The 15,506-nt window shown below is 70.3% G+C and carries 17 protein-coding genes and 1 tRNA gene; 11 read left to right on the top strand and 7 right to left on the bottom strand.

Annotated features, from left to right (window positions below; translation table 11 throughout):
• The coding region (locus tag YU1_RS28380) for a transposase (RefSeq protein WP_035713436.1) at positions 1-214 on the bottom strand (214 nt) is incomplete at its 3' end.
• A 99-nt stretch (positions 215-313) separates the two neighbouring features.
• Here YU1_RS28380 and YU1_RS0107270 point away from each other — a divergent pair.
• Complete coding sequence (locus YU1_RS0107270; protein WP_245263254.1) at positions 314-592, top strand: hypothetical protein; 279 nt, start codon at positions 314-316, stop codon at positions 590-592.
• An 84-nt stretch (positions 593-676) separates the two neighbouring features.
• Here the strand turns inward: YU1_RS0107270 and YU1_RS0107265 are convergent.
• Positions 677-751 (bottom strand) — tRNA-Gly (locus YU1_RS0107265).
• A 142-nt stretch (positions 752-893) separates the two neighbouring features.
• Between YU1_RS0107265 and YU1_RS0107260 the strand changes: the two genes are divergently transcribed.
• The 3 genes from YU1_RS0107260 (at position 894) to YU1_RS28370 (ending at position 5,313) form a co-directional block, all read left to right on the top strand.
• Positions 894-2,753, top strand: coding sequence for an aminopeptidase P family protein (locus YU1_RS0107260; RefSeq protein WP_084539717.1), 1,860 nt, complete (start codon positions 894-896; stop codon positions 2,751-2,753).
• Between the two features lie 202 nt (positions 2,754-2,955).
• On the top strand, positions 2,956-3,108 hold the full coding sequence (locus YU1_RS32580; protein WP_035714267.1) for a DUF3309 family protein: 153 nt from the start codon (positions 2,956-2,958) through the stop codon (positions 3,106-3,108).
• 393 nt (positions 3,109-3,501) lie between these two features.
• Positions 3,502-5,313, top strand: a complete 1,812-nt coding sequence (locus YU1_RS28370; RefSeq protein ID WP_051356589.1) for a hypothetical protein — start codon at positions 3,502-3,504, stop codon at positions 5,311-5,313.
• A gap of 48 nt (positions 5,314-5,361) precedes the next feature.
• Here the strand turns inward: YU1_RS28370 and hslU are convergent, their stop codons facing one another.
• From hslU to YU1_RS28365, 3 genes are all read right to left on the bottom strand, one after another.
• A complete protein-coding gene (gene hslU / locus YU1_RS0107245; RefSeq protein ID WP_029003508.1) occupies positions 5,362-6,669 on the bottom strand; it encodes an ATP-dependent protease ATPase subunit HslU in 1,308 nt (435 codons plus the stop codon).
• A 76-nt stretch (positions 6,670-6,745) separates the two neighbouring features.
• The gene (gene hslV, locus YU1_RS0107240) at positions 6,746-7,288 is read right to left on the bottom strand and encodes an ATP-dependent protease subunit HslV (protein ID WP_029003507.1); all 543 of its coding nucleotides are present in this window, start codon (positions 7,286-7,288) and stop codon (positions 6,746-6,748) included.
• Between the two features lie 110 nt (positions 7,289-7,398).
• Entirely contained in the window at positions 7,399-8,193 is a 795-nt protein-coding gene (locus YU1_RS28365) for an alpha/beta fold hydrolase (RefSeq protein ID WP_051356588.1), read from the bottom strand.
• 137 nt (positions 8,194-8,330) lie between these two features.
• Between YU1_RS28365 and hisB the strand changes: the two genes are divergently transcribed.
• From hisB to coaA, 7 genes are read left to right on the top strand one after another with little or no spacing between them, the layout of a single operon-like run.
• Positions 8,331-8,924 carry an imidazoleglycerol-phosphate dehydratase HisB gene (gene hisB, locus YU1_RS0107230; RefSeq protein WP_029003506.1) on the top strand — a complete coding sequence of 198 codons (594 nt, stop codon included), beginning with the start codon at positions 8,331-8,333 and terminating at the stop codon, positions 8,922-8,924.
• A gap of 10 nt (positions 8,925-8,934) precedes the next feature.
• Positions 8,935-9,423 (top strand): DUF2628 domain-containing protein, encoded by a 489-nt coding sequence (locus YU1_RS28360; protein ID WP_051356587.1) that lies wholly within the window; start codon positions 8,935-8,937, stop codon positions 9,421-9,423.
• Positions 9,420-10,067, top strand: a complete 648-nt coding sequence (gene hisH, locus YU1_RS0107220) for an imidazole glycerol phosphate synthase subunit HisH (protein WP_029003505.1) — start codon at positions 9,420-9,422, stop codon at positions 10,065-10,067. Before YU1_RS28360 ends, hisH begins: the two co-directional genes overlap by 4 nt.
• Complete coding sequence (hisA, locus tag YU1_RS0107215; protein WP_156921993.1) at positions 10,055-10,795, top strand: 1-(5-phosphoribosyl)-5-[(5-phosphoribosylamino)methylideneamino]imidazole-4-carboxamide isomerase; 741 nt, start codon at positions 10,055-10,057, stop codon at positions 10,793-10,795. The genes hisH and hisA overlap by 13 nt, the downstream gene beginning before the upstream one ends.
• Positions 10,796-10,804: 9 nt before the next feature.
• Complete coding sequence (gene hisF, locus YU1_RS0107210; RefSeq protein ID WP_029003503.1) at positions 10,805-11,581, top strand: imidazole glycerol phosphate synthase subunit HisF; 777 nt, start codon at positions 10,805-10,807, stop codon at positions 11,579-11,581.
• A 46-nt stretch (positions 11,582-11,627) separates the two neighbouring features.
• Positions 11,628-11,957 (top strand): phosphoribosyl-ATP diphosphatase, encoded by a 330-nt coding sequence (locus tag YU1_RS0107205; RefSeq protein WP_084539725.1) that lies wholly within the window; start codon positions 11,628-11,630, stop codon positions 11,955-11,957.
• A 40-nt stretch (positions 11,958-11,997) separates the two neighbouring features.
• Positions 11,998-12,960 carry a type I pantothenate kinase gene (gene coaA, locus YU1_RS0107200; RefSeq protein WP_029003501.1) on the top strand — a complete coding sequence of 321 codons (963 nt, stop codon included), beginning with the start codon at positions 11,998-12,000 and terminating at the stop codon, positions 12,958-12,960.
• An 85-nt stretch (positions 12,961-13,045) separates the two neighbouring features.
• Here the strand turns inward: coaA and YU1_RS0107195 are convergent, their stop codons facing one another.
• Both YU1_RS0107195 and prmC read right to left on the bottom strand, forming a co-directional pair.
• Complete coding sequence (locus tag YU1_RS0107195) at positions 13,046-14,125, bottom strand: DUF4167 domain-containing protein (RefSeq protein WP_245263253.1); 1,080 nt, start codon at positions 14,123-14,125, stop codon at positions 13,046-13,048.
• 514 nt (positions 14,126-14,639) lie between these two features.
• Positions 14,640-15,506, bottom strand: coding sequence for a peptide chain release factor N(5)-glutamine methyltransferase (gene prmC, locus YU1_RS0107190; RefSeq protein ID WP_029003499.1), 867 nt, complete (start codon positions 15,504-15,506; stop codon positions 14,640-14,642).

Here is a 15,506-nt window from a genome sequence, read left to right as displayed (position 1 = left end):
AGCGGCTGAAGCGACGGAAGACGGTGTTCCATTCTCCAAACAGCTCCGGCAGATCGCGCCAAGGCGAGCCGGTGCGCACGATCCACAGCACCGCCTCGATGAACATACGATTGTCCCGGCCCGAAGAGCCGCGCGTCCGCTCGTCGCCGATGATGTGCGGCGCTATCCGCGCCCACTGCTCATCCCCAAGCACCAGTCGATCAAGAACACCCATCGCTGCCTCATCAAAGGCAGCTTTGAATCACAGATCATTCAGCCCGGGAACCCCAAGAGTCCACACTACCTAGTGCCCGCGTCGCAGCGCGTCGGCCCCTTGATCATCGATGAAACCGCCGGCCGCCCCTACGCTGAGCATGCTTATGCCCGTGAGTGGCGCAGCATCGCCCGCGAGGCCGGCATTCCCGATGAGGTGTGGAACATGGACGCCCGCGCCGGTGGGATCTCCGAGGCCGATGACGCCGGCGCTGATCTCGACGCGATCCGCTCCACGGCGGGTCATTCACAGTCTTCCACCACGCTCCGCTACGTGCGCGGCATGGGGAGGAGCCGCGAAGTTGCCGAGCTTCGTTCGGCACACCGGAACAAGCCGTAAACACACATGGGGAACGCGATGGGGAACGTGGGGAACGCGTAGCTCAACGGTAGACCGACAAGCCTTTGTCGAAGCTCGCGAAATTGGAGCGGGCGATGGGAATCGAACCCACGACATACAGCTTGGGAAGCTGTCGTTCTACCACTGAACTACGCCCGCAGCGGGGGCACCATAGACAGGAGGTGGCCCGCGCATCAAGGGGCACGGCGCGTCATCCCCGCCTGAACGCTCGCGGTGAGCGCCGGCCCGTGCGGGCGCCATGCGGATTTCCAACCCTGCCCGTCCTGGCTAAGCTGGTCTCATGTCACAGATGCCCCCGCCTCCCGCGCCCGCCCGCCGGTTTCGTGCCGAGTTCCAGTCCTTCGATGAGACCGCCGACGGCAGCGCCGGGCCGGCGCGCCTTGCGGCCCTGCGGGCGGAGCTTGAGCGCCGCGGCGTCGGCGGCTACGTGGTGCCGCGCGCGGATGCGCACCAGAACGAATATGTGCCCCCGGGCGAAGAGCGCCTCGCCTGGCTGACCGGCTTCACCGGATCGGCTGGGCTGCTGGTGGTATTGCCGCAGGTCGCCGCGCTGTTCGTGGACGGGCGCTACACGCTTCAGGCCGCCGCCCAGGTGGACGGGGATGCCTTCACCATCGTTCCCCTGGCCGAGACCACGCCGGAACGCTGGCTGGAGGCCAACCTGCCGGCGGGCCTGACCCTGGGCTTCGATCCCTGGCGCACCACGCTGGACGGCCGCGACAAGTTCGCCCGGGCGGTGGCGGCGGCACGGGGCGTCCTGGTCGGCGTGGCGGACGATCCTGTCGCCGCGATCTGGGCCGACCGCCCGCTGCCGCCGTCTGCCCCGCTGCGCCTGCTCGATCCCGCGCTGGCGGGAGAGGATGCGGGCGCCAAGCTCGAACGGGTGCAGGCGGTGCTCGCCAAGGAGAAAGTGGGCGGGGCGCTGATCTCCGATCCCCACGCCACGGCCTGGCTGTTCAACGTGCGCGGCGGCGACGTGGCGCACACGCCCTTGCCGCTCGCCTGGTCGCTGGTCCCGGCCGAGGGGCGGGCGCAGCTCTTCCTGTCGCCGGCCAAGCTGTCGCCCGCCGTGCGCGAAGCGCTCGCCCCGGTGGTCGACATCCGGCCCGAGGACGAACTGGAGGCTGCGCTCGCGGCTTTTGCCGTCGGGCGCGCGCTGCGGCTCGATCAGGCCACCGCCCCGGTGCATCTCGCCGAGATCGTCGAGCGGGCGGGCGGCACGGTGGCCAAGGGCGCGGACCCGGTGAGCGCCCTGAAGGCGCGCAAGAATGCGGCGGAGATCGCCGGCATGCGCGCCGCGCATCTGCGCGACGGGGTGGCGCTGACCCGCTTCCTGCACTGGTTCGACGGCGCGGCCGCCTCCGGCACCCTGACCGAGATCGAGGCGGTGGAGGCGCTGGAGACCTTCCGGCGCGAGACGGGACAGCTCACCGACGTGTCCTTCCCGACCATTTCCGGCGCCGGGCCGAACGGGGCCATCGTGCACTACCGCGTCACCCGGGCCACCAACCGGACCATCGCGCCGGGCGATCTGTTCCTGCTGGATTCCGGCGCGCAATATCCCGACGGCACCACGGACGTGACGCGCACCATGGCGGTGGGCACCCCCAGCCCCGACATGCGGGCGCACTTCACCCTGGTGCTGAAGGGCCATATCGCGCTGGCGCGGGCGGTCTTTCCGAAGGGGGCCACCGGGGCGCAGCTGGATACGCTGGCGCGGCAGTTCCTGTGGGCGGCGGGGCTCGATTTCGAGCACGGCACGGGCCATGGCGTGGGTGCGGGCCTCTCCGTGCACGAGGGGCCGGCCCGCATCTCGAAGCTCGGCCATGTGGCGCTGGAGCCGGGCATGATCCTCTCCAACGAGCCGGGCTATTATCGCACCGGGGCCTATGGCATCCGCATCGAGAACCTGATTCTGGTGGAGCCGCGCGAGATGGCGGCCGGCGGGAAGAGCTTCCTCGGCTTCGAGACGCTGACGCTGGCGCCCATCGACCGGCGGCTGATCGACACCGCTCTGCTGACGGCGGGCGAGGCGGCGTGGATCGACAGCTATCACGCCCGCGTGGCGGCAAGCATCGGCCCGCTGCTCGATCCGGCGGCGCGGGCCTGGATGGAGGCTGCCACGGCCCCGCTCGAATGAACGGCGCCGTTCGGCCCATCTCACGGATCGATGCTGCCATGACGCAACGTTAGCTTCTGCGGCACGGGGAGCGAGGGTCGACGGGCTTTGTTCCGTCCCCTTGCTTTCTGTGTCTCATCTTTCCAAAGCCGCCGCACCCCAGCGGAACCTTTACCTGGAGCCTGCGTTCTTTCGCCAGAGGTGACAGAAGGACGCAACAGCCATGTCAACTATTCTCATCATTGTTTTGGTTTTGCTGCTGGTCGGCGCGCTTCCCACTTGGGGTTACAGCGGCAATTGGGGCTACGGCCCCGGCGGCATCGTGGGCGTACTGCTGGTCGTGGTGATCGTCCTTGCCTTGACGGGACGCATCTAGCGAACCTCGCGCAAGCGGGCAGACCCGGGGAGGCACCTCCCCGGGTTTTTGCGTTCAGCGTGGCGTTCGCTCCGGCGCCCTGGCGCGCCGCGGCCTCAGATCCGCCGCATACCGACGCAGGGATGTGTCACGGCAAGAGAACACGGGGTTTTGAGCGGACAGCGAAGGCGCGCTGTTGCGCGCAAAGCACCGGGAGCGAGGCGTTTCGCCGGGTTGGCAGGTTTCGCTGGCCGTTCCGGTGCCGATCGCCCCTTGCGCGCGGGAGCGGGCTGATCGAAAAGAGCGTTATGACGATACGTCACCCTGCGTCCCCCATGGCCCCCCGCCGCCGCACGCCTGCGCGCAACGGCGCGGGCTCGCGCGCGTGCGCGTCGGCCGGGGAGGGGGGCTGACATGGACATGGCGACGGGTGACGCCGGCGAGACCTCGCCGGAAGCGGACGAAGGCGCCCTGGTTCGGGCGGCTTTGGCGCGCGTCCTCGCCTCCGAGGAATTCGTGTCCTCGCCGCGCCTCGCTGATTTCCTGCGCTTCGTGGTGGAAGCCAAGCTCGCGGGGCGGGCGGAGGAAATCAAGGGCTACACCATCGCGGTGGAGGCCCTCGGCCGGCCGACCTCGTTCGACCCCCAAAGCGACCCCATCGTGCGCGTCGAGGCGACACGCCTGCGCCGCGCGCTGGAGCGCTATTATGCCGGCGCGGGTCCCGAGGAGACGCTGGAAGTCGTCATCCCCAAGGGCAGCTACGTGCCGCAGTTCCGCCAGCGCGGCGACGCTGCCGAGCCGCTGCCCGACATCGATCCCGCATTGCCGGTTCCCGTCGCGCCGCCTCCGGCCCCGGCGCGTTCGGGGCGGCGGGCGCAGTGGGGGATCGCGGCGCTTCTGCTGCTGGTGGGCGCCGCGCTGGGCTGGACCAGCCTGCGCTACGGGGTCGGGGCGGATTCCCTCGGCCGGGCCTTCGGGCTGGCGCAGGACGGCCCGCGCGATCTCGCCGATCGCCTGGGGATGCCGGTACTGGACGTGCGCCCGTTCGAGACGGTGGGCAGCCGCGCGCCCACGCTCGCCGAAACCCATGCCATCGAAGCCCGGCTGCGCGACGCCTTCGCCCGCTTCGATTTCGTCGATGTGATGGAGCCCGGGCAGGAGGCTTCGGTGCGGGAGTGCCGGGATCCGCCGCCGCGCTCGGTCTTCGCCTTGTCCGGCCTGGCCGAGGGCCGGGATGACGGCACCTTCTCGCTGCTGGTGCGCCTGGTGGACCGCTGCGAGGGCACCATCGTCTGGTCTTCGGCCTTCGAGGGGCTGCGGCGGGGTGCGGACATGCCGGCCACCGAGCAGCGGGTGGTCCGCGACATGTCGGTGGCGCTGATGCAGGCCTACGGCGTGCTGCCCACCCGCGCGCGGGCGCAGGCGCGCGCCGACGTGACGCCCTCCGGCTTCGGCTGCATCGCCCAGGTCTATGCGGTCACGCGGGCGGCGGAGGCCGGCGCCACGACGCAGATCCACGAATGCCTCGTCCAGGTGGCGCGGCAGCACACCGGCTTTGCCCTCGCCCATGCGGTGCGGGCGCAGCTTCTGCTCGATGAGACGCAGCGCGCGCCGGATGCGCCGCCCGATGTGGAGCGCGAGGCGCGGATGCTGCGCGAGGCGGAACTGGCCGCCGATCTGGTTCCCACCAGCGCCTATGCGGCGCGGGTGCTGGCGAAGGTGGATTTCTCCCGCGGCGAGCGGGACGCGGCCCTCGCAGCGGCCGAACGGGCGCTGGCTCTCAATCCGCTGGACTATGACGCCGCGGCGGATGTGGGCTCGCTGCTCATCGGGCTCGGGCAGCCGGAGCAGGGTGAGGCGCTGCTGACCTTCGCCCGCGCCCACGGCGCCCTGCGCACCCCCTTGCAGGAAGCCTATCTCGCGGTCTCGGCCTTCATGCGGGACGACGCCCATGCCGCCGGCTCGGTGGTGCTGCCGCTCCAGCTCCATCCGACGCCGCAGACCCGTGTCGCCTTGGCCCTCGCGCTGCATACGCTCGGCCGGGCGCAGGAGGAGCATGATGTGGTCGTCGCCTTGGCGCAGGACACGCCCGAGGGCGCGGCCGGGGTCCGCCGGGTGGTGCGCAACCTGCTGCCGCAGTCCGACGTGGCCGAGCCGGCGCTGGATGAGCTGGAAAAAGCGGGCCTGACCCCGCGCTCGGTCTCCGCCGTCCAGCCGCGGGGATAGGCTGCCCGGATCCGTGATCGATCCGGACGGAGCCGTCCCGCGCCGGGATCAGAGGATGTAGCGACTCAGGTCGGCATTCTTGGCAAGGTCCGCCACCCGGTCGCGCACATAGGCCGCATCGATCACGACGCTCTCACCGGAGCGGTCCGGCGCGGTGAAGGACAGGTCGTCCAGCACCCGCTCCATCACCGTCTGGAGCCGCCGGGCGCCGATGTTCTCGACGCTCGAATTCACCTCCACCGCCACGTCGGCGATGGCTTCCACCGCGTCCGGCGTGATGTCCAGCGTGACCCCCTCGGTGCCCATGAGGGCCAGCGACTGCTTGACGAGGCTGGCCTCGGTCTCGGTGAGGATGCGCACGAAGTCGGCGCGGGTGAGCGCTTCCAGCTCGACGCGGATGGGCAGGCGGCCCTGCAGCTCCGGCAGCAGGTCCGAAGGCTTGGAGACGTGGAAGGCGCCGGAGGCGATGAACAGGATGTGGTCGGTCTTCACCGGCCCGTGCTTGGTGGAGACGGTGGTGCCTTCGATCAGCGGCAGCAGGTCGCGCTGCACGCCCTCGCGCGAGACGTCGGCGCCGGAGCGGCCCTCGCGGCCGGCGATCTTGTCGATCTCGTCCAGGAAGACGATGCCGTTGTTCTCCACCGCATAGATGGCTTCCTGGGTGGTGGCGTCCTGGTCGATCAGCTTGTCGGCCTCCTCGGTGAGGAGGAGGGGGTGGGCGTCCTTCACCAGCACGCGGCGCGCCTTGCTCCGCCCGCCGAAAGCCTTGCCCAGCATGTCGCCCAGCGAGACGGCGCCCATCTGCGCGCCGGGCATGCCGGGGATCTCGAACATGGGCAGGCCCTGGCCGCCGGCCTGCACCTCGATCTCCACTTCCTTGTCGTCCAACTCGCCCGCCCGCAGCTTCTTGCGGAAGGCGTCGCGGGTGGTGGCGGAGGCGTTGGCGCCCACCAGGGCGTCCAGCACGCGCTCCTCGGCGGCGAGATGGGCGCGCGCCTGCACGTCCTTGCGCTTGGCTTCCCGCACCAGGCCGATGCCCACTTCAACGAGGTCACGGATGATCTGCTCCACGTCGCGGCCCACATAGCCCACCTCGGTGAACTTGGTGGCCTCCACCTTGAGGAAGGGGGCGCCCGCGAGGCGGGCGAGGCGGCGTGAAATCTCGGTCTTGCCGACGCCGGTCGGGCCGATCATCAGGATGTTCTTGGGCAGAACCTCCTCGCGCATGTGGCCTTCGAGCTGCTGCCGGCGCCAGCGGTTGCGCAGCGCGATGGCGACGGCGCGCTTGGCCTTGGCCTGGCCGACGATGTGGCGGTCCAGTTCGGAGACGATCTCGCGGGGGGAAAAGTCGGTCATCGGTCCAGGTCTTTCGCGTCCCGCAGGGCTTGGCCCTCCGGTGACAGGGATGCGCGGGGGCCGGCGGACGCAAAGGTCAGCCGATGGTCTCCACGACGATATTGCGGTTGGTATAGACGCAGATATCCGCGGCGATCTCCAGCGAGCGGCGCACGATCGCTTCGGGCGCCTCCTCGCGGTCGAGCAGCGCGCGGGCGGCGGCGAGCGCGTACATGCCGCCCGAGCCGATGCCGGCCACGCCCGCTTCCGGCTCCAGCACGTCGCCGGTGCCGGTGAGCACCAGCGACACCTGGGCGTCGGCGACGATCATCATCGCCTCCAGCCGGCGCAAATAGCGGTCGGTGCGCCAGTCCTTGGCCAGTTCCACCGCGGCGCGCTGGAGCTGGCCGGGATACTGCTCCAGCTTGGCTTCCAGGCGCTCGAACAATGTGAAGGCGTCGGCGGTCGCGCCGGCGAAGCCGCCGATCACGTCGCCTTTCCCCAGCCGCCGCACCTTGCGTGCATTGGCTTTCAGGACCGTCTGGCCGAGCGTCACCTGCCCGTCGCCGGCGATGGCGACGCGATCGCCCTTGCGCACCGTGACGATGGTCGTGCCGTAAATGGTATCTGGGGAATGCATGCAAGGCTCCGCTGACGACGCCTTACTTAAGGCGTTCCGCCGCCGGCGCAACGCCCCCTCGGCCAAGGCGCGCGGAAGGAGCCCCCCGGGGCGGTCTGGCCCCTGCGTCCTCAACGGCCGCGCAGGAAGCCGGAGACGGCGGCGGCGAAGCGTTCCGGCGCCTCGATCATCGGGCAATGGCCGCAGGCGCCCACCATCGCCTGCCGCGCGCCGGGAATGGCTGCGGCGATCGCGTCCGAGAAGAGCTGTCCGAAGAAGCGGTCTTCGGGGGTGGAGAGCACCAGCGTCGGCGCGGCGATGCCGCCGAGGCGGGCCAGGGTGTCCACCTTGCGGGTGGCATCGGCCTGCCGCTGGAAGGCCGCCACCTCCTGCAGCGGGCCGGCGACCAGCGCGGCGCGGGCGATGTCCTCCAGCCCGTTCGCCTCCAGGAACGTCCGGCCGAGCGTGAAGGTGGCGAGGGCCGACACATAGGAGACCGGGTCGGCCAGTTCCGCCCGCAGCCGCTTCAGCAGCGTGAGGACGCCGTGCACATAGAGGTCCGGCCGGGCGAAGCTGCAGGCGAGCACCAGGCGGTCCACCCGTTCCGGCGCCAGCAGCGCCAGTTCCTGGGCGATGGCGCCGCCGAGCGAATGGCCGAGCACATGGGCCTTGCCGATGCCGGCCGCATCCATCACCGCCAGTGCGTCGCGGGCCATGTCCACGGGGGCATAGGCGCCTTCGGCCCGGTCGCTGGCGCCGATGTCACGATTGTCGAAGGCCAGCGTGCGGAAGGCGGACAGATGCGGCCGGGCGAAGCTCCAGAACGCCCGGTCGGCGGACAGGCCGCCGATGAGCAGCAGCGCCGGGCCGTCGCCCTGGAGGTCATAGGCGATCCTGAGGCCGCCGCTGGTCGCAAACGCTGTCATGCCATCCCCCTGTGACCGCCCCGGAAAGACGTGCTTCGCGCAGGGGCATACGTCCATCTCCCATGCGGTTGTCACATGGCCGCCATATGGCGTTGCAGCACGGTACCTGCTAGAAGGCGCGGCCTTGGAGGAGTTCCATGCGTCAGGCCGAGATCGTCCGCGAGACCAAAGAAACGAAGGTGCGCCTGTCCCTCGATCTGGACGGGACGGGCCGTGCCGCCATTTCCACCGGCGTCGGCTTCCTCGACCATATGCTCGACCTGCTCGCCCGCCACGCCCGCTTCGATCTCGAAGTGGAGGCCAAGGGCGATCTCCATGTGGACTTCCACCACACCACGGAAGACGTCGGCATCGTGCTCGGCCAGGCGGTGAAGCGCGCGCTCGGCGACATGCGCGGCATCACCCGCTATGCCGACCTGCACCTGCCCATGGATGAGACGCTGACCCGCGTGGCGCTGGACATTTCCGGCCGTCCCTATCTCGTCTTCCGCACGGAATTCAAGGTCGCCAAGATCGGCGCGTTCGACACCGAGCTGGTGCGCGAGTTCTTTCAGGCGTTCGCCTCCAATGCCGGTGTGACGCTGCATGTGGAGACGCTGTACGGCGACAATGCCCACCATATCGCCGAAAGCTGCTTCAAGGGCCTGGCCCGTGCGCTGCGCGCGGCTGTGGCCATCGACGCGGCGGCGGCGGGGGAAATCCCCTCCACCAAGGGCGCCCTCGGCGGCTGAAGGAGGCGTCATGGCGAGCTGGACCGTTCTGACCAGGGACGTGGCGGGCGACACGCCGGTGCGGGCCGCCGAGCGGGTGGTGTTCGTGCGCGAGCGCTTCTCCTGGGCCGCGCTTTTCTTCGCCCCGCTGGTGCTGCTGCGCTACCGCCTGTGGCTGGTGTTCGCCGCCTATGTGGCGGTGGCGGTCATCCTGGCCGTGGCCGAGCACCGCTTCGGCCTCGATGACATGGTGACGGGCGCTGTGTCGCTCGGCTTCCACGTGCTGGTCGCGCTGGAGCTGCCGGCGCTGCGCATCCGCAAGCTGCGCTGGCGCGGCTATGAGGAGGCCGGCGTCGTCGTCGCCCGTGACGAGATGGAAGCGGAATGGCGCTTCTTCGCGGACTGGACGCCGCCCACCGGCGCCTCGGGACACGCGTCTGCGCCGCCCTCCGCCGGTCGCCGCACGCCCGCGCGGCCGGGGCCGGTGATCGGCTCGCTGCCGGAGCCTTACGCATCATGACCGTCGCCATTGTCGATTACGGCTCCGGAAACCTGCATTCCGCCGCCAAGGCCCTTGAGCGCGCGGCGTTGGACACCGGCGCCGAACGCGTGGTCGTGACCAGCGACCCGGACGTGGTGCGCGGCGCCGACCGCGTGGTGCTGCCGGGCGTCGGGGCCTTCGCCGACTGCCGGCGCGGGCTCGATGCCGTGCCGGGCATGGTTGAGGCGCTGGAGGACACGGTGCACGGCAAGGGCCGGCCGTTCCTCGGCATCTGCGTCGGCCTCCAGCTTCTCGCCGAGCGCGGCCTGGAGCACGGCACCACGCAGGGCCTCGGCTGGATCAAGGGCGAGGTGGACCGCATCACGCCCGCCGACCCGGCGCTGAAGATCCCGCACATGGGTTGGAACACGCTGGTTCCGGCCCGGCCGCACCCGCTGCTCGACGCCATCCCCGTGGGCGAGGGCGGCCTGCATGCCTATTTCGTGCATTCCTATGCGTTCCAGCTCGCCGATCCCGCCGACCTCGTGGCGACGACCGATTACGGCGGCACCATCACCGCCGTGGTCGCGCGCGACAACGTGGCCGGCACCCAGTTTCATCCCGAGAAGAGCCAGCGGCTTGGCCTCGCCCTTCTCGCCAATTTCCTGAAGTGGCGCCCGTGATCCTGTTTCCCGCCATCGATCTGAAGGACGGCCTCGCCGTGCGCCTGGAACAGGGCGACATGGCGCGGGCCACTGTGTTCAACCGCGACCCCGCCAGCCAGGCGGGCGAGTTCGAGGCGCTCGGCTTCCGCTACCTGCATCTGGTGGACCTGGACGGCGCCTTCGCCGGCCGGCCGGTCAATGCGGCGGCGGTGGACCGCATCCTGGAGACGGTCTCCATCCCGGTGCAACTGGGCGGCGGCATCCGCGACATGGCGACGGTGGATGCGTGGCTGGAGAAGGGCGTGACGCGCGTCATCCTCGGCACCGCCGCGGTGCGTGATCCCGATTTCGTGCGCGCCGCCGCCAAGACCCATCCGGGCCGGGTGGCGGTGGGCCTCGATGCCCGCGACGGCCGCGTCGCCGTGCAGGGCTGGGCCGAAAGCTCCGACGTGCCGGCGGTGGAGATCGCCCGCCGCTTCGAGGACGTGGGCGTCGCCGCGCTGATCTACACCGACATCGCCCGTGACGGCCTGCTGAAGGGCCTCAATCTCGATGCCACCATCGAATTGGCCGAGGCGGTGAACATCCCGGTGATCGCCTCCGGCGGCCTCGCCTCGCTGGCGGACGTGGAGGCGCTGCTGACCCCTCGCGCCCACAAGCTGGCCGGCGCCATCACCGGCCGCGCGCTCTACGACGGGCGGCTCGACCCCGGCGAAGCGCTCGCGCTCGTGGCCGGGCGGGGCTGAGGCGCGGCCATGCTGAAAGTCCGCGTCATCCCCTGCCTGGACGTGAAGGACGGCCGCGTCGTGAAGGGCGTGCAGTTCGTCGACCTGCGCGACGCCGGCGACCCGGTGGAAGCCGCGCGCGCCTATGACGCCGCCGGCGCGGACGAGCTGACCTTCCTCGACATCACCGCCAGCCACGAGAATCGCGGCACCATCCTCGACGTGGTCCAGCGCACCGCCGAGCAGTGCTTCATGCCGCTGACCGTCGGCGGCGGCGTGCGCACCGTGGACGACGTGCGCACCCTCTTGCATGCGGGCGCGGACAAGGTGGCGATCAACACCGCCGCCGTGGCCCGCCGCGCCTTCGTCGGCGAGGCGGCGGAGAAGTTCGGCGAGCAGTGCATCGTGGTGGCCATCGACGCCAAGCAGGTGTCCGGCCCCGGCGAGGCGCCGCGCTGGGAGATCTTCACCCATGGCGGGCGCAAACCCACGGGCATCGACGTGGTGCAATATGCCCGCGAAGTGGTGGACCTCGGGGCCGGCGAGCTGCTGCTCACCTCCATGGACCGTGACGGCACGGGCCGGGGGTTCGACACGGTGCTCACCCGCGCGGTCTCGGACGCGGTGCACGTTCCCGTGATCGCCTCGGGCGGCGTGGGCACGCTGGACCATATGGTGGAAGGCATCCGGGAAGGCGGCGCGTCGGCGGTGCTGGCGGCGTCCATCTTCCATTTCGGTACCTTCACCGTGCGCCAGGCCAAGGAGCGCCTGGCGGAGGCCGGCCTGCCGGTCCGGCTGGAAACCTGAAGATCTTTTCGCGCCCTCGGGGTGCCGCACTATGGCGGGGATGACGATGAGCGAAGACCGCGTGACCCTCGCCGATCTGGAGCGCATCGTCGCCGCGCGGGCGCAGGCGGACGCGGGGGCGTCCTACACCCGCTCCCTGCTCGACAAGGGCATCGCCAAGTGTGCCCAGAAGGTCGGCGAGGAGGCGGTGGAGACGGCGCTTGCCGCCGTCGCCGGCGACCGGGCGGAGGTGGTATCCGAGGCCGCCGATCTACTCTACCATCTGGCGGTTCTACTCCATGCCAAGGGCGTGCCGCTCGATGACATCCACGCGGAACTGGCGCGACGCACCAGCCAGTCCGGGCACCAAGAAAAAGCCGCGAGACAACGCAGCTGAGCCGTCATGAGAGGGGCCGTCTTGGGAGGGAACGCACTATATGGATCAACGGCTTGACCCAGGCCTCTCGCCCTTCCGCAGGTTTACGCGGGCTGAATGGGCGCAGTTGCGCGAAGACACGCCCATGCCTTTGCGGCAGGAAGAGATCATCCGCCTCCAGGGCCTGAACGATCGCCTGTCCCTGTCCGAGGTGGAGGAGATCTACCTGCCGCTGTCGCGCCTGCTGTCGCTCTATGTGGGGGCGACGCAGAAGCTGTTCCGCGCCATGAGCCACTTCCTCGACCATCGCGACACCGGCGAGGGCAAGATGCCCTACATCATCGGCGTGGCCGGGTCCGTGGCGGTGGGCAAGTCCACCACTGCCCGCGTGCTCCAGGCGCTGCTTGCCCGCTGGCCGAACACGCCGAAGGTGGACCTCGTGACCACCGATGGCTTCCTGCTGCCCAATGCGGTGCTGGAACGCGAAGGGCTGATGGAGAAGAAGGGCTTTCCGGAAAGCTACGACCTCTCCCTGCTGCTGCGCTTCCTCACTGACATCAAGGCCGGGCGCCGGCCGGTGAAGGCGCCGCTCTATTCGCATTTCTTCTACGACGTGATGCCCGACCAGACGGTGGAGGTGGACCGTCCGGACATCCTCATCGTCGAGGGCCTCAACGTCTTGCAGACCGGCCGGCCGCCGCGCGACGGCAAGGCCATCCCGTTCGTCTCCGACTTCTTCGATTTCTCGGTCTATATCGACGCCGACGAGGACGTGCTGGAGCAATGGTATGTGCAGCGCTTCATGCGGCTGCGCGAGACCGCCTTCAAGGATCCGCTCTCCTATTTCCATCGCTATTCCAAGCTGTCGGAGGAGGAAGCGCGGGCCACCGCCTTGTCCATCTGGCACCGGATCAACCTGCCGAACCTGCAGGAGAACATCCTGCCCACCCGCCAGCGCTCGGACCTCATCCTGCGCAAGGCGGGCGATCACGAGATCCAAGAGGTTCAGCTGCGCAAGCTGTGAGCGGCAAGCCATCGCGTTCAAAAGAAAAGGCCCGCGCGAGCGGGCCTTTTTTATTGTGGGCGCCGGCTTGGTGCCGAGGCGCGCTTCAGTTGTCGAACTGGGGCTCGGCGCCGCTCTCGGCGGCCGGGGCCGCGCCCTCGGCGCCTTCCTCCGACTGGCCGCGGAAGCGGCGGCGGCGGCGGGTGAAGCGGGGGCTGTCCTCGCCGCCTTCCTCGGCCGCGGGGGCGGCGGCGCGCTCCTTGGCGGCCGGGGCCGGGGTGCCGCCGGTGATGAAGGAGGGCAGGCCGAGCTCGGGCTGCTGGACTTCCTCGCGCTCCTTGCGGGCGCGGGAGGCGCGCGGAGCCGGAGCGGGGGCCGGGGCAGGCGCCGCCGCCGGGGCGGCGTAGGGGGCTTCGTCCTCAGTCTGGCGCGGCTGGCGCTGTTCGCGGGGCTCGCGCGGCTCACGGGCAGGGCGGGGCGCGTAGCCCTCGCCTTCCTCGCGCGGCTGGCGCGGGGCGCGGGCGGCATAGCCGCCTTCGCCTTCCTCACGGGGCTGACGCGGCTGGCGCGGGGCATAGCCCTCGCCCTCCTCGCGCGGCTGGCGGGGGGGACGGGGCGCGTAGCCCTCGCTGCCTTCCTCGCGGGGGTAACGGGGCTCGCGCGGCTGGCGGGGGGCATAATTGCCCTGCTGGTCGTCGTCGCGGCGCTGGCCGCGGAATTCGCGCGGCTGGTAATTGCCCTCGCCGCCCTCGTCGTCGCGCTGGCGACGCTGGTTGCCGTTCTGGCGGTTGTCGCGCTGCTGGCGCTGGCCTTCGCGGGGCTGGTAGTTCTGCTCGCGCGGCTGGAAGTTCGGCTGCGGCGCGTCGAAGCCGCCGTCATCCATCTCGTCCTCGTCCATCTCGTCTTCCCGCCCGAAGCCGGGCTGGGTGGCGAACTGGCCCTGGAGGGCGGCGATCAGGCGCTGATAGTGCTCGGCGTGCTGGTAGTAATTCTCCGCAGCCACATGGTCGCCGGAGGATTGGGCGTCGCGGGCAAGCTGCTGGTATTTCTCGGCAATGTGGTGAGCGGTGCCGCGCACCTTCACGTCCGGGCCGTTGGACTCGTACACCCGGGTCATCGGGTTGGAGCTGCGGCGGTTGTTACGGCCGCGCATACGCTTCTGCTGACCATTTCTCATGAGGATCATTCTCTACTCACTCGGCTGTGCCGCCGCCGCCTGCGTCCGAACCGCGAAACCGGGTGCTGATGAAGCGCCCGGCACGGCCGGAGATCGAAAGCCCGATGACGTCGCAACGGTTTGTTCGCCAGGGCTGATGCGCCCGTCGGCTGTCACGTTCGTCCCGGACACAATGAATTCAGGATCTGTGTGACCATGAGCCCCGCTCCGCGCATTCGCGCGCGGCAAGCCACGTCAAACCTCGCCGTCACGGGCATGCCCTGAACGCGAGAACCTGGCGTCATGAGCCGTCCCGGGAAGGTGCACAGTGGCGCGCTATCCGCACCGCCGGCTTTCGCCTTCCGCAGCGTCCGAGAGATCCTGTCGAGATTTCGGAAGCTCGCATCAGCCCCTCGGGCTGCCGCATCGGTTCGACACCTGTCTGGACACTAGCCAGTTCGACCCGGTGTTCCAAGCAGTTTTTTCGATTTTACCGCGCTGCGGCAGAGCGGCGCGCTCCTTCGCACGGGGCGGTGATTGTCGCTCACGGCCGCCGGGCGACCAGGGCGCGGGGAATGCCGCCGAGATCCCGGCGGGCCGGGCCGACCACGCGCATGCCCGCGGCCTCCAGCAGCGCTGCCACGTCCATTTCCTGCCCGATGCCCAATTCCAGCACCAGATGGCCGCCGGAGGCCAGCAGGCGCGGGGCTTCCCGGGCGATGATGCGGTAGGATTCGAGCCCGTCCGCGCCGCCATCGAGCGCCGCCATGGGATCGTTCTCGCGCACCTCGATGGCGAGGCCGGGAATATCGATGCTGGGAATGTAGGGCGGGTTGGAGACGATGAGGTCGAACGGCCCCGCGAGACCGGCCGCCCAGTCGCCGACGATCATCGCCCCGCGACCGTCCAGGCCCGCGCGCGCCAGATTGTCGCGGGCGGTGCGCGTGGCGCCATAGGCGCGGTCCACGCCCAGGCCCCAGGCGCCCGGCAGTTCCACCAGCAGGGCCGCCAGGATGGCGCCGGAGCCGGTGCCGAGATCGAGCAGCCGCAAGGGCGCGCGGCGGTCGGCGATGAGCGCGAGGGCCGCCTCGACGACGGTTTCGGTGTCGGGGCGCGGCACCAGCGTCTCGTCGCTCAGCGCGAAGGACAGGCTCCAGAATTCCCGCTCTCCCAGCAGGCGGGCGACCGGCACGCCGGCGATTCGCCGCGCCGCCAGCGCTTCCGCGCGTGCCGCCCCGGCGGTGTCCACCGGATCGCCGGCGCCGAGGCGCACGGCGGCGTGGGAGAGGCCCAGGGCATGGGCGACGAGAAGGCCGGCATCGAGGTCCGGGCTGTCGATCCCGGCGGCTTCGAGGCGGGCGGCGAGCGCCCGGCGCAGCGCGCCGATGGTGTCGGGCGCGTCCTGCGGCAT

Origin of the sequence: Azorhizobium doebereinerae UFLA1-100, from assembly GCF_000473085.1 — a bacterium.
Taxonomy (GTDB): Bacteria; Pseudomonadota; Alphaproteobacteria; order Rhizobiales; family Xanthobacteraceae; genus Azorhizobium; species Azorhizobium doebereinerae.
Note: the sequence above shows the minus strand (reverse complement) of the source record. Positions and strands in the feature narration are given on the sequence as shown.

Excerpts from the sequence above, each read along its gene's own strand:
- YU1_RS0107260 (WP_084539717.1), top strand. The coding sequence starts at position 894 with ATGTCACAGATGCCCCCGCCTCCCGCGCCCGCCCGCCGGTTTCGTGCC.
- YU1_RS32580 (WP_035714267.1), top strand. The coding sequence starts at position 2,956 with ATGTCAACTATTCTCATCATTGTTTTGGTTTTGCTGCTGGTCGGCGCG.
- YU1_RS28370 (WP_051356589.1), top strand. The coding sequence starts at position 3,502 with ATGGACATGGCGACGGGTGACGCCGGCGAGACCTCGCCGGAAGCGGAC.
- hslU (WP_029003508.1), bottom strand. The coding sequence starts at position 6,669 with ATGACCGACTTTTCCCCCCGCGAGATCGTCTCCGAACTGGACCGCCAC.
- hslV (WP_029003507.1), bottom strand. The coding sequence starts at position 7,288 with ATGCATTCCCCAGATACCATTTACGGCACGACCATCGTCACGGTGCGC.
- YU1_RS28365 (WP_051356588.1), bottom strand. The coding sequence starts at position 8,193 with ATGACAGCGTTTGCGACCAGCGGCGGCCTCAGGATCGCCTATGACCTC.
- hisB (WP_029003506.1), top strand. The coding sequence starts at position 8,331 with ATGCGTCAGGCCGAGATCGTCCGCGAGACCAAAGAAACGAAGGTGCGC.
- YU1_RS28360 (WP_051356587.1), top strand. The coding sequence starts at position 8,935 with ATGGCGAGCTGGACCGTTCTGACCAGGGACGTGGCGGGCGACACGCCG.
- hisH (WP_029003505.1), top strand. The coding sequence starts at position 9,420 with ATGACCGTCGCCATTGTCGATTACGGCTCCGGAAACCTGCATTCCGCC.
- hisF (WP_029003503.1), top strand. The coding sequence starts at position 10,805 with ATGCTGAAAGTCCGCGTCATCCCCTGCCTGGACGTGAAGGACGGCCGC.
- YU1_RS0107205 (WP_084539725.1), top strand. The coding sequence starts at position 11,628 with ATGAGCGAAGACCGCGTGACCCTCGCCGATCTGGAGCGCATCGTCGCC.
- coaA (WP_029003501.1), top strand. The coding sequence starts at position 11,998 with ATGGATCAACGGCTTGACCCAGGCCTCTCGCCCTTCCGCAGGTTTACG.
- YU1_RS0107195 (WP_245263253.1), bottom strand. The coding sequence starts at position 14,125 with ATGATCCTCATGAGAAATGGTCAGCAGAAGCGTATGCGCGGCCGTAAC.
- prmC (WP_029003499.1), bottom strand. The coding sequence starts at position 15,506 with ATGCCGCAGGACGCGCCCGACACCATCGGCGCGCTGCGCCGGGCGCTC.